20 protein-coding genes and 1 pseudogene are annotated in these 18,508 nt (G+C 69.9%); 10 read left to right on the forward strand and 11 right to left on the reverse strand.

Annotation, left to right across the window (positions count from 1 at the left end; genetic code table 11):
- Positions 1-29: 29 nt before the first annotated feature.
- The 4 genes from efeO to O1R50_RS14365 form a co-directional block, all read right to left on the reverse strand.
- Positions 30-1,163, reverse strand: coding sequence for an iron uptake system protein EfeO (gene efeO, locus O1R50_RS14350; protein ID WP_270110759.1), 1,134 nt, complete (start codon positions 1,161-1,163; stop codon positions 30-32).
- Positions 1,164-1,170: 7 nt separating this feature from the next.
- Positions 1,171-2,022 carry an iron uptake transporter permease EfeU gene (efeU, locus tag O1R50_RS14355; RefSeq protein WP_270110760.1) on the reverse strand — a complete coding sequence of 284 codons (852 nt, stop codon included), beginning with the start codon at positions 2,020-2,022 and terminating at the stop codon, positions 1,171-1,173.
- Between the two features lie 107 nt (positions 2,023-2,129).
- On the reverse strand, positions 2,130-4,103 hold the full coding sequence (locus tag O1R50_RS14360) for an amino acid permease (RefSeq protein ID WP_270110761.1): 1,974 nt from the start codon (positions 4,101-4,103) through the stop codon (positions 2,130-2,132).
- A gap of 174 nt (positions 4,104-4,277) precedes the next feature.
- Positions 4,278-5,318, reverse strand: coding sequence for a S66 peptidase family protein (locus tag O1R50_RS14365; RefSeq protein ID WP_270110762.1), 1,041 nt, complete (start codon positions 5,316-5,318; stop codon positions 4,278-4,280).
- 170 nt (positions 5,319-5,488) lie between these two features.
- Here O1R50_RS14365 and O1R50_RS14370 point away from each other — a divergent pair, with 170 nt between their 5' ends.
- The 3 genes from O1R50_RS14370 to O1R50_RS14380 all read left to right on the forward strand — a co-directional run bounded on the left by O1R50_RS14370 (position 5,489) and on the right by O1R50_RS14380 (position 8,041).
- Positions 5,489-6,157 (forward strand): potassium channel family protein, encoded by a 669-nt coding sequence (locus O1R50_RS14370; protein ID WP_270110763.1) that lies wholly within the window; start codon positions 5,489-5,491, stop codon positions 6,155-6,157.
- Complete coding sequence (locus O1R50_RS14375) at positions 6,154-6,819, forward strand: potassium channel family protein (RefSeq protein WP_270110765.1); 666 nt, start codon at positions 6,154-6,156, stop codon at positions 6,817-6,819. The genes O1R50_RS14370 and O1R50_RS14375 overlap by 4 nt, the downstream gene beginning before the upstream one ends.
- An 85-nt stretch (positions 6,820-6,904) precedes the next feature.
- Positions 6,905-8,041 (forward strand): lytic polysaccharide monooxygenase auxiliary activity family 9 protein, encoded by a 1,137-nt coding sequence (locus O1R50_RS14380; RefSeq protein ID WP_270110766.1) that lies wholly within the window; start codon positions 6,905-6,907, stop codon positions 8,039-8,041.
- A gap of 93 nt (positions 8,042-8,134) precedes the next feature.
- Here O1R50_RS14380 and O1R50_RS26355 read toward each other — a convergent pair.
- The 4 genes and pseudogenes from O1R50_RS26355 to dut form a co-directional block, all read right to left on the reverse strand.
- Positions 8,135-8,971: pseudogene (locus O1R50_RS26355) on the reverse strand (DUF3159 domain-containing protein); the annotation flags it as partial.
- Positions 8,874-9,221: an OB-fold nucleic acid binding domain-containing protein gene (locus O1R50_RS14385; RefSeq protein ID WP_270110767.1), complete on the reverse strand. Its 348-nt coding sequence runs from the start codon at positions 9,219-9,221 to the stop codon at positions 8,874-8,876. The gene O1R50_RS14385 and the pseudogene O1R50_RS26355, both read right to left, overlap by 98 nt.
- 50 nt (positions 9,222-9,271) lie before the next feature.
- The gene (locus tag O1R50_RS14390) at positions 9,272-10,012 is read right to left on the reverse strand and encodes a DUF3710 domain-containing protein (RefSeq protein ID WP_270110768.1); all 741 of its coding nucleotides are present in this window, start codon (positions 10,010-10,012) and stop codon (positions 9,272-9,274) included.
- A complete protein-coding gene (gene dut / locus O1R50_RS14395; RefSeq protein ID WP_270110769.1) occupies positions 10,005-10,481 on the reverse strand; it encodes a dUTP diphosphatase in 477 nt (158 codons plus the stop codon). Before dut ends, O1R50_RS14390 begins: the two co-directional genes overlap by 8 nt.
- 73 nt (positions 10,482-10,554) lie before the next feature.
- On the opposite strand from dut, the gene O1R50_RS14400 reads away from it, so the two are divergent.
- Complete coding sequence (locus O1R50_RS14400) at positions 10,555-11,034, forward strand: DUF3093 domain-containing protein (RefSeq protein WP_270110770.1); 480 nt, start codon at positions 10,555-10,557, stop codon at positions 11,032-11,034.
- 106 nt (positions 11,035-11,140) lie between these two features.
- Here the strand turns inward: O1R50_RS14400 and O1R50_RS14405 are convergent, their stop codons facing one another.
- On the reverse strand, positions 11,141-11,437 hold the full coding sequence (locus O1R50_RS14405) for a DUF4193 domain-containing protein (protein ID WP_205324853.1): 297 nt from the start codon (positions 11,435-11,437) through the stop codon (positions 11,141-11,143).
- 394 nt (positions 11,438-11,831) lie between these two features.
- Between O1R50_RS14405 and O1R50_RS14410 the strand changes: the two genes are divergently transcribed.
- The 3 genes from O1R50_RS14410 (at position 11,832) to O1R50_RS26360 (ending at position 14,644) form a co-directional block, all read left to right on the forward strand.
- A complete protein-coding gene (locus O1R50_RS14410) occupies positions 11,832-12,302 on the forward strand; it encodes a LytR C-terminal domain-containing protein (protein WP_270110771.1) in 471 nt (156 codons plus the stop codon).
- 216 nt (positions 12,303-12,518) lie between these two features.
- Complete coding sequence (locus tag O1R50_RS14415; RefSeq protein ID WP_270110772.1) at positions 12,519-14,105, forward strand: RNA polymerase sigma factor; 1,587 nt, start codon at positions 12,519-12,521, stop codon at positions 14,103-14,105.
- 299 nt (positions 14,106-14,404) lie between these two features.
- Complete coding sequence (locus O1R50_RS26360) at positions 14,405-14,644, forward strand: DUF7455 domain-containing protein (RefSeq protein ID WP_408612692.1); 240 nt, start codon at positions 14,405-14,407, stop codon at positions 14,642-14,644.
- Between the two features lie 140 nt (positions 14,645-14,784).
- On the opposite strand, the gene O1R50_RS14425 is transcribed toward O1R50_RS26360, so the two are convergent.
- Together O1R50_RS14425 and dtd are read right to left on the reverse strand one after the other, a co-directional pair.
- Positions 14,785-16,497: a DEAD/DEAH box helicase gene (locus tag O1R50_RS14425; RefSeq protein WP_270110773.1), complete on the reverse strand. Its 1,713-nt coding sequence runs from the start codon at positions 16,495-16,497 to the stop codon at positions 14,785-14,787.
- A gap of 96 nt (positions 16,498-16,593) precedes the next feature.
- Entirely contained in the window at positions 16,594-17,016 is a 423-nt protein-coding gene (dtd, locus tag O1R50_RS14430) for a D-aminoacyl-tRNA deacylase (protein ID WP_270110774.1), read from the reverse strand.
- A gap of 41 nt (positions 17,017-17,057) precedes the next feature.
- Between dtd and O1R50_RS14435 the strand changes: the two genes are divergently transcribed.
- The 3 genes from O1R50_RS14435 to O1R50_RS14445 all read left to right on the forward strand — a co-directional run bounded on the left by O1R50_RS14435 (position 17,058) and on the right by O1R50_RS14445 (position 18,447).
- Positions 17,058-17,381, forward strand: coding sequence for a DUF3099 domain-containing protein (locus tag O1R50_RS14435; protein ID WP_270110775.1), 324 nt, complete (start codon positions 17,058-17,060; stop codon positions 17,379-17,381).
- 84 nt (positions 17,382-17,465) lie between these two features.
- Positions 17,466-17,744: a DUF3039 domain-containing protein gene (locus tag O1R50_RS14440; protein WP_270110776.1), complete on the forward strand. Its 279-nt coding sequence runs from the start codon at positions 17,466-17,468 to the stop codon at positions 17,742-17,744.
- A gap of 70 nt (positions 17,745-17,814) precedes the next feature.
- The gene (locus O1R50_RS14445; protein ID WP_270110777.1) at positions 17,815-18,447 is read left to right on the forward strand and encodes a trimeric intracellular cation channel family protein; all 633 of its coding nucleotides are present in this window, start codon (positions 17,815-17,817) and stop codon (positions 18,445-18,447) included.
- The last annotated feature ends 61 nt before the right edge of the window (positions 18,448-18,508 follow it).

Raw genomic sequence — 18,508 nt, forward strand, 5'->3', positions numbered from 1 at the left:
CGCGTCCTCTCCTCCGTGCGGCGGTGCCGTTATTCGGCGACGACCGCGGCGACCTTGCTGACTTCCTCGCCGAGCGCGTTGATGGCGTTCGAGAGGGCCTGCAGCTCGTCCTCGCTGAGCTCGTTGTGGAGCTTCCAGCCGTCGTCCACGCGGTGGACCTCCAGGGCCGCCCAGGCGGCGGCGAAGCGCTCGTCGAGGGCGGCGACCAGTTCGGGGTCGCGCTCTTCGAGGACGGGGCGCATGGAGGCGATCGCGGCCTCGGAGCCTTCGAGGTTGGCGGCGAAGTCCCACAGGTCGGTGTGCGAGTAGCGGTCCTCCTCGCCGGTGATCTTCGAGGTGGCGATCTCGTCGAGGAGTTCCTTGGCGCCGTTGGCGAGCTGCAGCGGGGAGAGCTCCTCGGCCTCGGCGCGGGCGACGACCTCCTGGACGTCGGTCATGAGCTGCTCGGCGATCGGAGCCGATGCCGAGACGTCGCCGGTGATCCACAGGTCGTATTCGAGCTTGTGGAAGCCGGTGAATGCCGGGTCGGTGGGCCCGGCGGGGTAGTCGTCCTCGCGGGCGTCGACCTTCGGGTCGAGGTCGCCGAAGATCTCGGCGACCGGCTCGATGCGCTCCCAGTAGGTGCGGGCGACCGGGAACAGCGCCTTGGCCGTCTCGATGTCGCCGGCGATCACCGCGTCGGTGAACAGCCCGGTCTGCTCGACCAGCGCGGTCGACTGGTTGTGCACGTATTCCTTATAGGAGTCGACGGCGCTTTGGAGGGCCTCGTCCTCGGTGAGGTTCGCGGCCTCGCCGGTGACGGTGAAGGCGCTGCGGATCCCGTCGCCGGTCATGCCGGGCTTGCACGCGGTCTCGTACTCGTCGGCGGGCAGCTCGACGATGAGCTCGCGGGTCAGGCCCGGGGTGATGTTCTCGACCTCGCCCATGACGCGGTTGCCCTCGGCGTAGACGTAGAACTCGGTGACCTTGGCGCCCTCGTTCTTGACCTGGAACGTGACGGTCCCGGCCTGGGCCTCGGACACGGCGACCTCGCAGGCGTCGTCGCTCGCGACCACCTCGATCGGGCCGTCGGCGGACTCCTCCGCGGGCTCCTCGGTGCAGGCCGCGACGGCGGCGAGCGTGGCGGCGGCAGCGGCGAGGGCCGCGATCCGGTGGTGGCGCATGGTTCTCCTATTCGGACTTCTCGCCCGACGGGGCGGGTACGGGTGCGGGCGCTTGCCGGGGGCTCCTGCGGGGCAGCAGGAACAGGACCAGGACGGGCACCAGGTAGGCGGCCCAGGCGATCGTCTCGACGACGGTGGGGGTCGGGGTCAGGTTGAACATGCCGGAGAGGACCTCGGCGTACCAGGTGCCGGGCGGGAACACGGCGGACACGTCGAAGGCGATGTCGTTCAGACCGGGGAGGTCGCCCGCCTCCTGGAAGTCGTGCACGCCGTACTTGAGGAGCCCGGCGGCCACGAAGATGAGCAGGACGCCGGTCCAGGTGAAGAACCGGGTGAAGTTGACGCGGATCGCGCCGTGGTAGAGGCCGAACCCGATGACGATCGCGACGGCGATGCCGCCGCCCGCGGCGCCGAGCGACGCGGCGGGGTTCTCGGCGAAGTCGACCATGGAGTAGAGGATGAGCGCGGTCTCGAGGCCTTCGCGGACGACCGCGAGGAAGGCGATGAGGACGACCGCGAAGGGCCCCATGCCGATCGCCTCGGACAGCTGCTCCCTCAGGTGCGCGGCGATGCGCTTGGCGGCCACGCGCATCCAGAAGATCATCCAGGTCACGAAGGCCACGGCGAGCACCGATGTGATCGCCTCGAAGCGCTCCTGGCCGGTGAAGCTGAGCTTCGTGCTGCCGTACTGGAGCGCGGCTCCGGCGCCGATCGAGAGCGCGACCGCGACGGCGACGCCGCCCCACACGTGCGGCAGGTACCGGCGCTGGTCGGTCTTGACGAGGAAGGCCACCAGGATGCTGACGACCAGCACCGCTTCGAGGCCTTCGCGGAGGCCGACGAGGAAGGTCGCGAACATGGGGCTCCAGAGCGGGGACGCTGAGTAAGGGCCTCCCTAATTTAGGTTAGGCAACCCTTCCGCATCAAGACCCCGAAGGTTGCGGTTTCGCCTCGACGGCGGCCGTCTCATCTGCGGACGTGGCGCAGCGGCGGCGGCTCGGTGCTCTCGCCGAGGATCCACGGCACGATGCAGACCATGACGCCCGGCTCGTACTTGAGCTGGCGGCGGATGGCCTTCGTGGTCTGGTTGTGCAGCAGGTTGGTCGACCAGTTGAAGTAGCCGCGCGCGAGGCGGCCGGGCTGCGGGCCCTGACCGACCACGTACTCGGGCAGGTAGACGGTGACGACGTCGCGCGGGGCGTCGCGGCGCAGGGCCTTCACGTAGTCGACGATCGGGCCGGTGATCTCGCGGTACGGGGAGTCGACCACGGTGAGCGGCACCTTGATCCCGCGCCGGTCCCATTCGGCGAGGAGCTGGCGGGAGGCGGCGGCGTCGACGTTCACCGAGAGGCCGGTGATCGTGTCCGGGCGGGTGGCCTTGGCGTAGGAGAGCATCCGCATGAGCGGCAGGTTGACGCTGGAGACGAGCACGATCGCGTGGTTGCGGGCGGGCAGGCGGGGTTTGCCGTGCGGGAGCTCGATCTCATCGCGCACGGCCGTGTAGTGCTGCGCGATGAAGCGCATGAGCAGGTAGCAGCCGCCGATGATGAGCACGGCGATCCAGCCGCCGCGCCGGTAGTCGGTGAGGGCCACGATCACCAGCACCGTGCCGCAGGCCAGGACGGCGAGCAGCGCGGTGGCGAGGGCGCGGCGGGCCCGCGAACGGCGGGCGGCGTCGCGTTCGACGCCGAGGACGCGCCGCCAGTGGCGGACCATCGCGGCGTTCGCGAGGACCATCGAGAGGAAGACGCCGACGATGTACAGGCCCATGAGCTCGTAGGTGCGGCCGCCGAAGAGCACGACGAGGAGCGCGGCGGCGACGGCGAGGATGAGGATGCCGTTGGAGTAGACGAGCCGGTCGCCGCGCTTGTGGAGCTGGCGGGGCAGCAGCGAGTCCTCGGCGAAGACCGAGGCGAGCTGCGGGAAGCCGACGAACGCGGTGTTGGCGGCGAGGAGGAGGACCCCGGCGGTGGCGAGCATGATCGGGGTGACGGCGGCGGGCGAGGCGTCGAAGACGGTGTCCGCGAGCTGCGCGAGGAGGGTGCGCTGGAGGTCGCCCGCAGCGCCGGGCTCGGCGGAGGACTGGGCGCCCGCGAGGTAGGCGAGGACGACGAGGCCCGCGAACAGGGCGACCGTGGTCCCGCCGACGGCGGTGATCGCGGCGGCGGCGTTGCGGCCGCGCGGGGGCTGGAAGAAGCGGACGCGGGTCGTGAACGTCTCGATGCCGGTGACGGCCACCGATCCGGCCGCGAAGGCCCTGGCGCACAGGATGAACAGGGCCGCGGAGGTCCATTCGCGGTCTTCGGCCGTGGTGAGGTCGGCGGTCGCGGCGGTGAGGTCCTCCCCCGCGCCGATGCGGATGAGGCCGACGATGAGCAGCGCGGCCACGCCTGCGACGAACGCGACCGTGACGGCCGCGGCGAAGCGGCCGGAGACGCGCAGGCCGCGCAGGTTCAACGCGGCCAGGACGACGATCGCGGCGGCGGCGACCCATTCGCGCCAGGGGCCGAGGCCGGGCACGAGCACGTCGAGGGCGGCGACGGCGGCGGAGGCCGAGACGGCCACCGTGAGGATGTAGTCGAGGACGAGCGCGGCGGCGGCGAGGCGGCCCGCGCCGGGCCCGAAGTTCGCGGCGACGACCCGGTAGTCCCCGCCCCCGCCCGGGTAGGCCTGCACCGTGTACCGGTAGGAGGCGATCACGGCGACCATGACGGCGGCGACGGCGAGGCCCGTCCACACCGAGTACGCGTAGGCGGCGGTCCCGGCCGTGCCGAGAACGAGGAAGACCTGCTCAGGGGCGTACGCGAGCGAGGAGATCGGGTTGACCGCGAGCAGCGGGATGGCGTACCGCTTGGACAGCGCCAGCGAGGGCGGCCGCTGCCCGGAGGCGAACGGCTCGCCCACGAGCAGCCGTTTGAAGACGGACAAGGACCGGGTCACAACCCTGGACCTTACTCGCCGGGGCGGCTCCCCAGGTCCGACGGCCGGGACCGCTCCGGGCGGTTGCGGAGCCGCTTCGGCGCGGCGGGCGGGGATCCGATTCGGACGGATGCGGTGCGGCTGAAGGGGTGCCGAGAGCCGGGACCCGTTTCGGGCGGGTCCCGGCGTGCGGGCTCAGTCCGCGACCGCGGCTTCGATCGTCAGCGTCCCGGCGTCGGTGTCGAGCACGGCTTCGGAGCCGAGCGGCATGACGCGCGGGTCGAGGCCGTGGCCGACCTTGAGGCCGCCGAGGACCGGGATGCCGAGACCGCCGAGGCGGTCCATGAGGACTTCGTTCATGGTCCATTCGCCTTCGGTGTACTCGTCGTGCTCGTACGGCGTGAACTGGCCGACGGCGATCCCGGCGAGGCCGTCGAAGTGCCCGGCGCGCGTGAAGCGGGTGAGCATGCCGTCGATCTTGTAGCGGGACTCGTCGGTGTCCTCGATGAAGAGGATCGCGTCCTCGAGGTCCGGCAGGTGGTTGTCGTCGGGTTCGGCGTCGAGGAGCGAGAGGTTGCCGCCGTAGAGGAGGCCGGTCGCGGTGCCGGGGACCTCGACGGCCGCGGTGGGCTCGAGCGGGTCGCGCTGCAGGACGACCGGGTCGGCGGTCATGAGGGCCGTGCGCAGCGATTCGGCGGTCGCGGCGGTGTTGTTGGAGGACCAGGCGACCATCGGGGAGTGCAGGCTCGAGAGGCCGGTGTGGTGGTGAACGGCGAGGTGGAGCGCGGTGATGTCGGAGTAGCCGACGATGAGTTTCGGGTGGTCCTCGAGCCCGTCGAAGTCGACCTCGTCGATGATGCGGGTGGTCCCGTAGCCGCCGCGGGCGGTCATGACCGCTTTGGCCTCAGAGTGGTCGAGCGCGTATTGGAGGTCGGCGAGGCGGTCGGCGTCGGGCGCCGAGAGCCAGCCGTAGGTGTCGAGCGCGTGCTCGGTGAGTTCGACTCGCAGGCCCCAGCCTTCCAGGATGGCGATGCCTCTGGCGACGGCCGCGGCCGTGGTGGGCCCGCCCGGCGCGGGAACGACGACGAGGTCCCCGGGGACGAGCTTGGAGGGTTTGCGGGTCTTGTTCTTCTCGGCCCGGGCGGGAGCGGACTGGGCCGCCGCGGCGACGGCGCCGGCGGCGATGCCGCCGATGAGGGTGCGTCGGGAGAGGAGGGGACGGGGGTCTTGGCGCATCGGAGCTCCTTCGGATCGGCAGGGTTCTCCTCACTAGACGCGTGAGAGGGTCGCTTCCGTACCCCCTTGGCGGTTTTTCTCGGCGTCCCGCACTCGAAGCGTCCCGGCCGGGCGCCGCCGGGAGCGCGGTATGGTCACGAGATCAGCGAGAGAACAAGGGGTGGAGCCGGGTGCATGTGGTGATCATGGGCTGCGGCCGCGTGGGTTCGTCCCTGGCGCGGAGCCTGGTGGAGCGCGGGCACACGATCGGGATCATCGACCAGAACCCGAAGGCCTTCCGCCGCCTCGGTCCCGACTTCGACGAGACCACGGTGCGCGGCGTGGGCTTCGACCGGGAGGTCCTGGCCAAGGCCGGCATCAACCGGGCCGACGCGTTCGTCTCGGTCTCCTCGGGCGACAACTCGAACATCATCGCCGCGCGGGTCGCCCGCGAGAACTACGGCGTCCCCAACGTGATCGCCCGCATCTACGACCCGCAGCGCGCCAGCGTCTATGAGCGCCTTGGCATTCCGACCGTCGCGACGGTGCGGTGGACGGCCGACCGGCTGCTGCGCCACCTGCTGCCGGCGGACCAGGAGCCGCTGTGGCGCGACCCGACGGCGACGCTGTCGATGATCGAGGTCCTCTGCGACGACGCCTGGTACGGCTCCGCGCTGTCGCATCTGGAGCAGGCCACCGGCCACCGGGTCGCGTACATCACCCGCTTCGGACGCGCGACGCTGCCGACCCCCTCGACGGTGCTGCAGGACGGCGACCAGGTGTACATGCTGGTCGCCGACGGGGACGAGGAGAAGATCCGCGAGATCGCGGGCGTCGCCCCGCAGGGAGGTGCCGCATGAGGGTCGCCATCGCCGGGGCCGGGAACGTCGGCCGGTCGATCGCCGCGGAGCTGGTGGGCAACGGCCACCAGGTGCTCCTCATCGAACGCGACCCCGATTCGATGCGGCCCGAGCGGGTCCCGGAGGCCGAGTGGCTGCTCGCGGACGCGTGCGAGCTGGAGAACCTGCGCCAGGCCCACTTGGAGGGCTGCGACGTGGCCGTGGCCGCCACGGGCGACGACAAGGTGAACCTGGTGGTGAGCCTCTTGTCGAAGACCGAGTTCGCGGTGCCGCGCGTGGTCGCCCGCGTGAACCGGGCCGAGAACGAGTGGCTGTTCAACGAGGAGTGGGGCGTGGACGTCTCGGTCTCCAAGCCGCGGCTGCTGGCCGCGCTCGTGGAGGAGGCCGTGAGCGTCGGCGACCTGGTGCGGCTCTTGAGCTTCCGCCAGTCGCAGGCGAACCTCGTCGAGATCACGCTGCCGCTCGACGCCCCGCATGTGGGCAGCCGGGTGGCCGAGGTGCCGCTGCCGCACGACGTGGCGCTCGTGGCGATCATCCGCGGCCGCCGCGTCATCGCCCCGAGCCCGGACGACACCCTGGAATCCGGTGACGAGCTGGTGTTCGTGTGCAATGAGGACGCCGAAGAGTCGACCCGCTCCGTCATCCTGGGCAAACGCCGGTAAATCCCGCCGCTTCGGGCTTTACAGGCGTGAGCGTCGCAAGATACATTGAAGGTTCTCAATGTTCCTATTATTTGGGAGCGCTTTCATGTTGCACCTCAAGAGATCCGGCGGCCACCCCGCCGACCCGCCCGCGGCGAAGCGGCGGCGCAGCCTCCGCAGCCTCATCGTCCTCATCGCCGCGCTCGTCGCGGCCGGGACCGCCGCGGTCGTCTTCATCCAGCCCGCCTCCAGCCACGGCACCGCCATCGGCCCCTCCTCGCGCCACTACGGCTGCTGGGAGCGCTGGGGCGACGACTTCCAGAACCCGGACATGGCCCAAGAGGACCCCATGTGCTGGGCCGCATGGCAGAACGACCCCAACGCCATGTGGAACTGGAACGGCCTCTACCGCGAGCAGGTGGGCGGCAACCACCAGGGGGCCATCCCCGACAACCAGCTGTGCTCGGGCGGACGGACGGGCGGCACCCGGTATGCGCCCCTCGACGACCCGGGCGCCTGGAAGACCACCAAGGTGAACGCGAACTTCACGTTCACCAACTGGGACCAGGCGAACCACGGCGCTGACTACTACCGCATCTACGTCACGAAACAGGGCTACGACGCCCAGACCGACGCGCTCGACTGGGCCGACCTCGAACTCGTCGAGGAGACGCCGAAGATCCTCCCCGGCGAGGGGCGCACGCCCCCGTCAGGCGGCGGCACCCTCGTCGACATCGACGTCTCCGCGCCCGGGCGCACCGGCCACCACATCGTGTACATGATCTGGCAGGCCAGCCACTTCGACCAGTCCTTCTACTCCTGCTCGGACGTGTGGTTCGGCGAAGGCCAGCCCACCGACCCGCCGACCGACCCCACCAGCGAACCGACCGACGACCCGACGAGCGACGACCCCACCGAGGAGCCCACCACGGGCGGCCCCGCCGGGATCGCCTGCGCCGCGACGGCCACGGTCAACAGCTGGGGTTCGGGAGCCACGGTGACGGTGAAGGTGGCCAACACCGGGACGCAGGCCATCCACAACTGGATGCTGCACTGGCAGTGGCCGGCGGGCGTCACGCTCAGCAATATCTGGAGCGCCTCGCACTCCACGATGGGCACCATGGAGATGGCCGCTCCGGTCGACTGGAACAAGGAGATCCCCGTCGGCGGTTCCGTCGAATTCGGGCTCAACGTCTCCGGCTCGCTCACCAGCGCGCCGACGTTCGAGTGCCTGCCCAGTTAGCAAGGAGGGCGCGGCGCGGGGCGCGCCGCGCCCGCCCCCCGGCGGTCGGGAGGGGGCGCGCGGCGCGGCCCCCCCGCCCGGCGTCATCCTGCGGCGCACCGCCCAGATCGTGAAGGCCGTCAGCGCGATCGTGACGGGCCAGCCGCCGAAGAGGGTCACCAGGCCCAGCGCGTTGTCGTAGTCCAGGTAGTACAGCCAGATGCGGGCCGCGTTCTTGACGATGAAGACGACGCCCCACAGGATCGTGATCCGGCTCAGGATGTCCACGAGCGGCTTGTTCTCGCGCCACTCCTTCTTGCCGCCCTGGGCGACCACGGCGTAGATCCAGCCGATGATCGGGTGGCGCACCAGCGCGGAGACGATGAGCAGCACGCCGTAGATCGAGCCCTGGATGATCCCGGGCAGGTAGAAGTTGCGGGCGTCAGTCGAGCGCCAGGCGAGGAACGCGCCGAGGGCGATGCCGAACAGGCCGTTGAGCGCGTGCCGGATCGACTCCTTGCGCGCGGCGCGCCAGCCCGCGATCGCGAGCGCGCTCGCGGCGGAGAAGAGGATCGACCACTGGAGTCCGCTGAGCGGCCCCATCTGGTCGGGCAGGAGCGGGTTGAGCACCACGAACAGGGTGATCGGGACCGCGGCCTCCACGACGCCCTTGACGCCGCCGAGCTGCTGCGAGAGCTGCTCGGTGAACGGCGGGAGCTCGTCGGGCTCCGGCTCGCGGGGTCCGGGAGTCTTGCGGACCTCGGCTTCGGCCTCTTCCGGCGCGATGTCGTGGTCGTGGGCCGGCGTCTCGGTGCTCAATGCGGGCCTTCCAGGTCGTGTGGCTGGTCCGCGCTCAGGGGCGCAGTTCGTAGATCGGGTTGTAGACGACGAGTCGGCCGTCGCCCAGCTGGGCCACGCGGCCGCGGGCGACGAGCCTGGTCCCGGCCTCAAGGCCCACGATACGCCGTCGACCCATCCATACCAATGCGACCTGACCGGTGCCGTCGAAGAGTTCGGCCTCCACAGAAGGGGAACGGCCGTCGGTGCGGAGCACGACGGTGCGGAGCCGGCCGGCGACCACGGCGAGCTGCCGGGGCTGGAGCAGCTCGATCGGGGTGGTGTCGGGGTCGGATTCACGCCGGATCTCGTCGGCGAAGAGCTCCTGGGAGGGCGCGGCCACGCGTTTGAGCCAGCCCTTCACCCTCCCGCGCCTGCCGGGGGTCGCTCGCGAGGCGTCGATCGTTCCGGTCCCTACCGCTTGGGGCGCGGCGAGGGCTTGCGGCGGACCTGGGGGCGAGGGGTGTCCCCGGCGGCGATGATGGCTCGGTTGCCGTCGCCGCCTTCGGCCTTGCGCTGCGCGATGCGGGCGGCGGCCTCCTCGGCCATCTTCGGCGGGAGCTTGAGCGGCAGGGGCTCGCGCACCGGCATGGCGGTGGAGCCGCGGTCGATCACGAGGAGGCGCAGGGCCTCGTCGAGCTCGGGGGCGGCGTCCTCGTCGAGGGCGCGCTGCCCCTGGAAGGTGGCCTGCACGAACCAGCGGGGGCCGTCGACGCCGCAGAAGCGCACCGAGTTGGTGCCCTTCTTGGAGGCGACCTTGGCGATGAGCTCGGTGCCCCAGCGGCCCTCGACCTCCTCGACCTGGCCGCCCTGGCCGGTGACCTGCGCGGTGAGCTCGCCGCGGAACTCGTCCCAGATGCCCTCGCTGCGCGGCGCGGCGCGCACGAGCAGCTGGAGGGCGGAGGCGCCGGTGGTGAGCAGGACCTGGCTGATGTTGCCCTTGGCGTCGGTCTGGGCCTGGAAGCCCACGCCCTTGGGGACGGGGAGTCGGATCGCTCCCAGGTCGATGCGGCGCACGTCGTCGTCGGGGGCGTCGGTGACGTCGAAGGGGCCTTCGGTGGTCTCGTGCTCGAAGGTCTCGCCGCTCTCGGCCAGGGAGTCGAGGACGGCGCCCTCGGCGGGGCGCTGCTTCTTCGACTTTCGCCGCTTAAACACGTTCGCTCTCCTCTGCAAGTCGGCGGTGCCCGCCGGTGGAACCGTGGCCGCTCGCGCCGCGCTGCGTCGGCGCGAAGTCGTCGACCTCGGTGAAACGGGCTCGCACAACCGGTTGGACTACCAATTGTGCGATACGGTCTCCGCGTTCGATGACGGCGGTCCGCTCCGGGTCGAGGTTCACGAGGTTGATCTTGATCTCACCGCGGTAGCCGGAGTCGATGGTGCCGGGCGCGTTGACGATGGTGACGCCGAGGCGGTGGGCGAGTCCGGAGCGCGGATTGGTGTAGCCCACGTGCCCGTCGGGGATAGCGACGGCGACGCCGGTGCCGACGAGGGCCCGCTGACCGGGGGCCAGGGTGACGCCTTCGGCGGCGTACAGGTCGGCGCCCGCGTCTCCGGGGTGCGCGTAGGCGGGCAGCGGCAGGTCGGGGTCGAGCCGCCGGATGGCGACCGGGACTTCGGCGGTCATCGTCGTCGGGTTCCTCTCACTCGCGGCAGCACGCCCCTGAAGGCGCGCAAGTTGCGGGGTTATGGTCTCAGATATGAGGAGTGGGGAACGGTACGCCGAGCGCATGGGTCTGCCGGTGGCGGGCTGGCTGGCCGTGACCGTGGCGGCGGTGCTCGCGGGGGCGCTGTCCAACTTCGGCGACATGCGCTGGTGGCGCGTCGCGGCGAGCGTCGCGCTCATGGTCGCGGTGTTCGCGGGCGCGTGGTGGCTGGGCCGCCTGCGCGTCAGCGTCGAAGCGGTCGGGGACGAGGTATGGCTCCACGTCGACGACGCGAAACTGCCGATGTCGGCCGTGGCCGAGGTGCAGGTCCTGGAGCCGATGGCGTACTCGGACGCGCTGGGCGTGGCCCACCATCCGCTGGCGTTCGCGGTGCAGCGGCCGTGGATCAACCGCGGTCTGCGGATCGTCCTCGACGATCCCGAGGACCCGACCCCCTACTGGATCGTCGCCTCGCGCCGTCCCGAGCGGCTCAAGGCGGCCCTGACGGGCTCGCGGGAGCCCGCGGGGGCTTGAGGGCCCGGATAAGCGAGACGGCCCGCAGGAGGCATCCTGCGAGCCGTGCGCTATCCGAGGGGCACCGTTCGGAACTGCGTCGCCGAGCCTGGAGGCGGCTCGACGGCTAGGCGCAGTCCTTGCAGATCGGCTGCCCGTTCTTCTCCTTGGCGAACTGGCTGCGGTGGTGGACCAGGAAGCAGCTGGAGCATCGGAACTCGTCCTGCTGCATCGGCAGGACCTTCACCGACAGCTCCTCGTCGCCGAGGTCGGCGCCGGGCAGCTCGAAGTTCTCGGCGACCTCGGCCTCGTCGACGTCGACCGACCCCGATTGATCGGTGCGGCCCTTCGCAAGGGCGTCAATGCCGTCGGTCCCGGCGTTCTCTTCCTTGTCGCGGCGCGGGGCGTCGTAGTCGGTTGCCATCGTTATCCACTCCCATTGGTTTCTTTTGCGGCTCCGGAACCGAGCGCGGCGGGTTGCCGCTGGAGTGTTCGGGTGACACAGCGGCCCGGCTCGGGTTCCTGGCGGGTTCGGTTCCGTTCCTGCAGGCGGCGTACCTTACCGCGTGCAGTCCATTCCTATACACGATGCCCCCGGGTTTTTCATCCCTATTGTGGCGAGAAACACTTCTGTGTTGAAGGCAGCGAGTGTACCGCCTCTCGCCCACGGAGACGACCCGCGCACGATAGCCTTTCGCATGGCAACGTTTGCGGGCCGTCGGCTCGTCTAAGTGCAAACATTCGTTTGCACTTTTTGGAGACTCGGGGAGGCAGCCGTGCGTATCGCTCGTATCCGCGCTTTGACGGTTCTGTGCGCATTGGCACTGGTAGCAGGCTTGATCACGTTCTGGGCGATCCGGAACGACTCGCAGACCTCCGCGAGCGAAGACTGCCCGCCCGGAGCGGTCGAGATCAAGACCGCCCCGATCCCCAAGCCGGAGGAGATCGAACTGGTCGTCCTCAACGGCACCGATCAGGACGGACTGGCAGAGCTGGCGGCCGCGCAGCTCGAGGACCGCGGGTTCATCGTCACCGAGACGGGGGACGCCGACGAGGCGTACGACGGCACCGCGCTCGTGTACTACGGTCCCGACCAGTACGCGGCCGGCATCCACGCCCACGCGTACTTCTACCAAGGACACGACGCGTTCGATCTCGAATGGGACAAGCCGATCACCGTCGTCCTCGGCGACGATTTCGCGGAGGTACGCTCGGCTTCCGACGCTCGCCAGTCGTTCGCGCAGGGCGGCATCGGCGAGGCACCCGACGGCACTTGCACGGTAGAATAGAGCGCCGTCACACCCCACGTGCTGCGACACATTGACACTGAAAATGCGGAAACACAGCTCGAAACGGCACCACGGACGGGCCGCAGGCGATTTTCGGCGCTACAATTCACGCCTGCCCGGTCGTTGTGCCGACCTGGGCTGCCGACCCAATATCCAACGCTCACCCGCTATGGAGCCCGGCTGCGCCGTGCCCGCCATTGCCTCGGAAGGTTGCTCGTGACTGACGCACGTCCCACCGGCACAGACGTCAATTCCCTGACCGACTCGCTGCTCGCTCTGGCCCGAGAGAGCAACGGGCAGCTGACGTCCGCGACGGTCGCCCAGGTTCTGGAGTCGGTGCAGGCCTCCCCCGCCGAAGGCAAGAAGGTGCTCCGCGCCTTGGCCGAGGCCGAGGTCACCGTGGTCGTGGACGGCTCCGCCTCCACGCGCAAGCGCGTCCCCGCCGCCCGCACCGCCACCTCCTCCCGGACCACCACCGCTAAGGCCGCCAAGAAGACCGCGGTGAAGAAGACCGCCAAGAAGGCCGCCGCCGCCCCCGCCGCTGAAGAAGCCGGCGAGGAGGCCCCGGTCAAGAAGGCCGCCAAGAAGACCGCGAAGAAGGCCGCCGCCAAGAAGGCCGTGAAGAAGGCCGCCGCGAAGAAGCCCGCCGACGGCGAAGAGCCCGACGAGGCCGATCTCGCCGCAGTCGACGACGACGCGCTCGCCGAAGCCGCCGCCGCCGCGCCCGCCAAGAAGGCGACCCGCAAGAAGGCCGCCAAGAAGGCGGCCAGCCGCGGGAAGTCCAAGAAGGACGGCGAAGACGACGAAGAGGGCGACGACTTCGAGTGGGACGAGGAGGACTCGGAGGCGCTCAAGCAGGCCCGCAAGGACGCCGAGATGACCGCCTCGGCCGACTCCGTCCGCGCCTACCTCAAGCAGATCGGCAAGGTGCCGCTCCTCAACGCGGCCCAGGAAGTCGAGCTCGCCAAGCGCATCGAGGCCGGCCTGTACGCCGTCGAGCGCCTCAAGCTGCTCCGCGAGGCCGGCGAGGAGATCCCCACGCAGATGCGCCGGGACCTCGAGTGGATCGTCCGCGACGGCGACCGCGCCAAGGACCACCTGCTCGAGGCCAACCTCCGCCTCGTCGTATCGCTCGCCAAGCGCTACACCGGCCGCGGCATGGCGTTCCTGGACCTCATCCAGGAAGGCAACCTCGGCCTCATCCGCGCCGTCGAGAAGTTCGACTACACCAAGGGCTACAAGTTCTCCACGTACGCCACCTGGTGGATCCGGCAGGCCATCACCCGCGCCATGGCGGACCAGGCCCGGACCATCCGCATACCGGTCCACATGGTCGAGGTCATCAACAAGCTCGGCCGCATCCAGCGCGAGCTGCTCCAGGACCTCGGGCGCGAGCCCAGCCCGGACGAGCTGGCCAAGGAGATGGACATCTCCCCGGAGAAGGTCCTCGAGATCCAGCAGTACGCGCGCGAGCCGATCAGCCTCGACCAGACCATCGGCGACGAGGGCGACAGCCAGCTCGGCGACTTCATCGAGGACTCCGAGGCCATCGTGGCCGTCGACGCGGTCTCCTTCTCGCTCCTCCAGGGCCAGCTCCAGCAGGTGCTGCAGACCCTCTCGGAGCGCGAGGCGGGCGTCGTCCGGCTCCGGTTCGGCCTCACCGACGGCCAGCCGCGCACCCTCGACGAGATCGGCCAGGTCTACGGGGTCACCCGTGAGCGCATCCGCCAGATCGAGTCGAAGACCATGTCGAAGCTGCGGCACCCGTCGCGCTCGCAGGTCCTGCGCGACTACCTCGATTAGTCCGGTTTCGCTCCCGGCGTAATGGAACTCGACGGCACCGCAACGCTCTAAGCAGCGGTGTATCACCCGAACGGGTGGGTACTTACCACAAGTGCTGGCTTGTCGATCGGCGTTCCGTGGGCTACGGTGTGGAACAACCATCGCACCGGCGCACCGAGTGAGCCCAGTCTCAGTCGGGAACTGTCGGGAAGAGGTAGTACAGTGCAGGCGTTGAACGGAACGAGCCGGTCAACAGGCCGACCATAGAGATCCATTGCTGTGCAGACGCACAGTGGACCGAACGCAGCGGAGGACCTGGTATGACATCCACCCTGACGCCCCCGCCCATGACGGAGGAACGTCCGATCGCGGGCGAGCGCTGCGATCGGTGTAGCGCCGCGGCAAAGCTTCGTGTGACCCTGGCCGAAGGCGGCGACCTCGTCTTCTGCGGCCACCACGCGAACCAGTTCGCCGAGAAGCTCGTGCCGATCGCCATCGACTTCACCGCCGACCCCGAATTCGAGTGGCGCGGCACCGACCTCATGGCGTCGGAGAACTAGCGCCCAACAGGCTTAGTAAGGGCCCGAGCGGAAATCCGCTCGGGCCCTGATTCGATTCCGCAACGGCAGAGGACCGCCCTCGGGCGGTCCTCTGCCGTTGCGCTGCCCGCTCGACGGGCGTACCCGGCCGGCGCTCCCGGCTACAGCGAGCGGATCACCGCGATCCGCTCTTCCAGCTGCTCGATCGTCGCCTGCGCGCTCGGCGGGCCGCCGCACTTGGACCGCAGCATCGCGTGGATCTTGCCGTGCGGCTCGTTCGTCGCGAACGAGCGCGCGCCCACCAGCGCGTTCAACTGCTTGCGGAGCTTCAGGCGCTTCTGCGCGTTCGTCATCGCGGGCTCGGCCGCCGGGCGCTCCACCGTCTCGGTGCGGGTGCCGGACTTCTGCTTCGCCATCTGCTCGCGCTGGCGCTTCTGCAGCAGCAGGTGCACCTGCTCCTGGGTCAGCAGCCCCGGCAGGCCCAGGTACTCCTGCTCCTCGGCGCTCCCGGCCTCCACCGGCAGGCCGAACGAGCCGCCGTCGAAGATCACCTGGTCGAGCTCCGCGTTCGACTCGAGGGTCTCGCGCTGGCCGCCGAGTTCGGTGCCCTCGTTGAGGACCCGCTGGGCCTGCTCCAGCAGGAGCTCGGGGTCCTCGTCCTGGGACTTGGGTTTGATGACGTGGTCGCGGTCGGCCTCGAGGTTCTCCGCCAGGCTCAGCAGCGGGATCACGCTGGGCAGGAACACCGAGGCGGTCTCGCCGGGGCGGCGCGAGCGCACGAAGCGGCCGATGGCCTGGGCGAAGTACAGCGGGGTGTGGGCGTTCGTGGCGTAGACGCCGACCGCGAGGCGCGGGATGTCGACGCCTTCGGAGACCATGCGGACGGCCACGAGCCACTCCTCATCGGACTCGGCGAACTTGGCGATCTTGTCGGAGGAGCCCGCGTCGTCCGAGAGGACGATGGCGGCGCTCTTCCCGGTGACGCGTTTGAGGATCCCGGCGTAGGAGCGGGCGCTGTTCTGGTCGGAGGCGATGATGAGCCCGCCCGCGTCGGGGATGCCCGCCGCGCGCAAGGAGGAGAGCCGCCGGTCGGCGGCCCTGATGACCTGCTTGATCCATTCGCCCTCGGGGTCGAGCGCGGTGCGCCACGCCTGGCTCGTGAGGTCCTTGGTGAGCGGCTGCCCGAGCCGCACGGCCAGCTCGTCCCCCGCGCTCGTGCGCCACTTGGCCTGGCCGGAGTAGGCCATGAACATGACCGGTCGCACGACGCCGTCGGCGAGGGCGTCGCGGTAGCCGTAGAGCGCGTCGGCGCGCGAGCGCTTGGTGCCGTCCGGGTCTTCCTCGTACTCCACGAACGGGATCGGGTTGTCGTCGCTGCGGAACGGGGTGCCGGTCAGGGCGAGGCGGCGCTCGGCCTCGTCGAAGGCGGTCTGGACGCCCTCGCCCCAGGTGCGGGCATCGCCGGCGTGGTGGATCTCGTCGAGGATGACGAGCGTGCGGCGCGAGAGCGTGCGGCGCCGGTGCACGGCCGGGTCCGCGCCGATCTGGGCGTAGGTGACGACCACGCCGTGGAAGTCGGCGGCACTGTGGACGGACGCGTTGCGGAAGGCCGGGTCGAGCTGGATGCCGAAGCGGGCGGCCGCGCCGGCCCACTGGGTCTTGAGGTGCTCGGTGGGGGCGACGACGGTGACGGTGTCGACCGTGCCGTCGGCGAGCAGGTCGTAGGCGATGCGCAGTGCGAACGTGGTCTTGCCGGCGCCGGGCGTTGCTACGGCGAGGAAGTCCCGCGATTGACCCCGGTGGTAGGCGACCATGGCCTTGCGCTGCCAGACCCGAAGCGACGGAAGCATTTCGGGTGGGGCGGCCGGGATCATGCGGGCTCCTCTCGGACGGTGGCGGACCGGGTTGATTTTAGGGCGCGATGTCGGTCACGGCGCCCGCTTGCCCGCCGCGAGTTGGCAGAGCCACGTTCACCGCTCCAAGAGGATCGTGTTGGGGCCGACGTTGACGCTGCGGACGAGCATCATGGCGCCGAACTTGCCGGTCTCGACGCGCGCGCCGAGGCTTCGGAGGTGCGCGGCGACCGCCTCGACCAGGGGCTCGGCCACCGGCCCGGGTGCGGCGCTGTTCCAGGACGGGCGGCGGCCCTTGCGCGTGTCGGCGTAGAGGGTGAACTGGCTGACCAGCAGGATCGGAGCGTCCAGATCGGACGCCGAGAGCTCGTCCCGCATGATTCTGAGGGACCAGATCTTCTCGGCGATCCAGGCGACCTCGGCGGGTCCATCCGTGTGGGTGACGCCGAGGAGGACCAGGAGCCCTTCGCCGATCGCGCCCACGCTGGTGCCCTCGACGGTGACTTCGGCTTCGCTGACGGTCTGCACGACTGCTTTCATGCCACCGATCCTGCCGCACCGGCCAGGCGTAGGCTCGAAGGGTGGCAAGGCGTGAGAAGGCGACCAGCATCACCGATGCGACGATGTCCCTCGAAGAGGAGCGGCGGTACCGGACGATCCGGTATGTCGTGATGATGTCGATTCGCGCGATGCTGGTGATCGCGCTCGGCGTCCTGGTGATGGCCGAGGCCCCGCTCCTGTGGCTGTGGCTGGTGATCGGCGTGATCGGGATGGCGCTGCTGCCCTGGCTGGCGGTCCTGCTGGCGAACGACCGCCTGGCGCGCAAGCCGGGCGTGTTCACGAGGCACCAGCGCCGGGCGCGGACCCTCGAAGCGCCCGAGCATCGCATGATCGATTCGGAATAAGTGACCCCCTCGACGATGCCGATTCAGGCGCGGGGTCGTGGCAAGATTGACGGGATCTTGCGCGCTAATGAGGAGTGAGTTGCCGTGAGCGAACTTCCCACCACCGGAGGCTCTGACGGGGCCGGCGGTTCTGGTTCGACCCTTCTGGAAGAGCAGACCCAGACCAACCCGAACTACACGTTCGAGGACGGCGACGAGGAGCGCTTCTCGCACTACGTGCCGAAGGACAAGCTCATGGCCGCGATGGTCGACGGCATCCCGGTGAAGGCCCTGTGCGGGAAGATGTGGGTGCCCACGCGGGACCCCGACCGCTTCCCGATCTGCCCGAACTGCAAGGACATCTACGAGAAGATGAAGGGCTGACGCTGCCGCGCGGCTCTCACCTTCGCGAAGAAGCGCGGTGTGACCGGGGTCTGCCTGCTATAACGCACGGGTGGACCCTTCAGAATTCGACCCGGGCTCGCTGATGCTCGTCGCCGAGCTGGTCGGCACCGCGGTGTTCGCCGCCTCCGGCGCGAGCGCCGCGGTCGGCAAGCGCCTGGACCTGTTCGGCGTGGCCGTCATCGGCGTCCTGTGCGCGCTGGGCGGCGGCGCCCTCCGCGACCTGCTCATCGACGCGAAACCCCTGCTGCTCACCGACTGGCGCTACCCGCTCGTGGCGCTCGTGGCCTCCCTGTTCGTGTTCCGGTTCCACCCGGCGCTCTCGCGGATGCGCACCACCATGCTGGTGCTCGACGCCGCCGGGCTGGCCCTGTTCACCGTGGTCGGGACCCAGAAGGGCCTCGATTTCGGTTTCGCGGTCTACGCGGCTTGCATCGTGGGAGTACTCTCCGGAATCGGCGGGGGCATCCTGCGCGACGTCCTGGTCCAGGAGATCCCGGCGGTGCTCCGCGAGGACTTCTACGCGATGGCGGCGGCGATCGGCGCGGTCATCGTGGCGGTAGGGGCCCGCTGGGAGTCGGTGATCGGTCACTGGACGCTCGCGCTGACGGCCATCGCGGCCATCTTTGTTGTACGGCTGCTTGCCATCAGGTTTCGGTGGGAGGCCCCGAAACCGAATTTCTGATCGTGTCTCCCGGGTTCGTGCCACCCTTCCATCTGGGGGATCAGAATCCACGAAATCACCT

The sequence above is a fragment of the Glycomyces luteolus genome (genome assembly GCF_027622875.1).
In the GTDB taxonomy this organism is placed as follows: domain Bacteria; phylum Actinomycetota; class Actinomycetes; order Mycobacteriales; family Micromonosporaceae; genus Glycomyces; species Glycomyces luteolus.

Bases quoted from the DNA above. Each gene is read 5' to 3' on its own strand.
- efeO (WP_270110759.1), bottom strand. From the start codon at position 1,163: ATGCGCCACCACCGGATCGCGGCCCTCGCCGCTGCCGCCGCCACGCTC.
- efeU (WP_270110760.1), bottom strand. From the start codon at position 2,022: ATGTTCGCGACCTTCCTCGTCGGCCTCCGCGAAGGCCTCGAAGCGGTG.
- O1R50_RS14365 (WP_270110762.1), bottom strand. From the start codon at position 5,318: ATGCGCCAAGACCCCCGTCCCCTCCTCTCCCGACGCACCCTCATCGGC.
- O1R50_RS14375 (WP_270110765.1), top strand. From the start codon at position 6,154: ATGAGGGTCGCCATCGCCGGGGCCGGGAACGTCGGCCGGTCGATCGCC.
- O1R50_RS14380 (WP_270110766.1), top strand. From the start codon at position 6,905: ATGTTGCACCTCAAGAGATCCGGCGGCCACCCCGCCGACCCGCCCGCG.
- dut (WP_270110769.1), bottom strand. From the start codon at position 10,481: ATGACCGCCGAAGTCCCGGTCGCCATCCGGCGGCTCGACCCCGACCTG.
- O1R50_RS14400 (WP_270110770.1), top strand. From the start codon at position 10,555: ATGAGGAGTGGGGAACGGTACGCCGAGCGCATGGGTCTGCCGGTGGCG.
- O1R50_RS14405 (WP_205324853.1), bottom strand. From the start codon at position 11,437: ATGGCAACCGACTACGACGCCCCGCGCCGCGACAAGGAAGAGAACGCC.
- O1R50_RS26360 (WP_408612692.1), top strand. From the start codon at position 14,405: ATGACATCCACCCTGACGCCCCCGCCCATGACGGAGGAACGTCCGATC.
- O1R50_RS14425 (WP_270110773.1), bottom strand. From the start codon at position 16,497: ATGATCCCGGCCGCCCCACCCGAAATGCTTCCGTCGCTTCGGGTCTGG.
- dtd (WP_270110774.1), bottom strand. From the start codon at position 17,016: ATGAAAGCAGTCGTGCAGACCGTCAGCGAAGCCGAAGTCACCGTCGAG.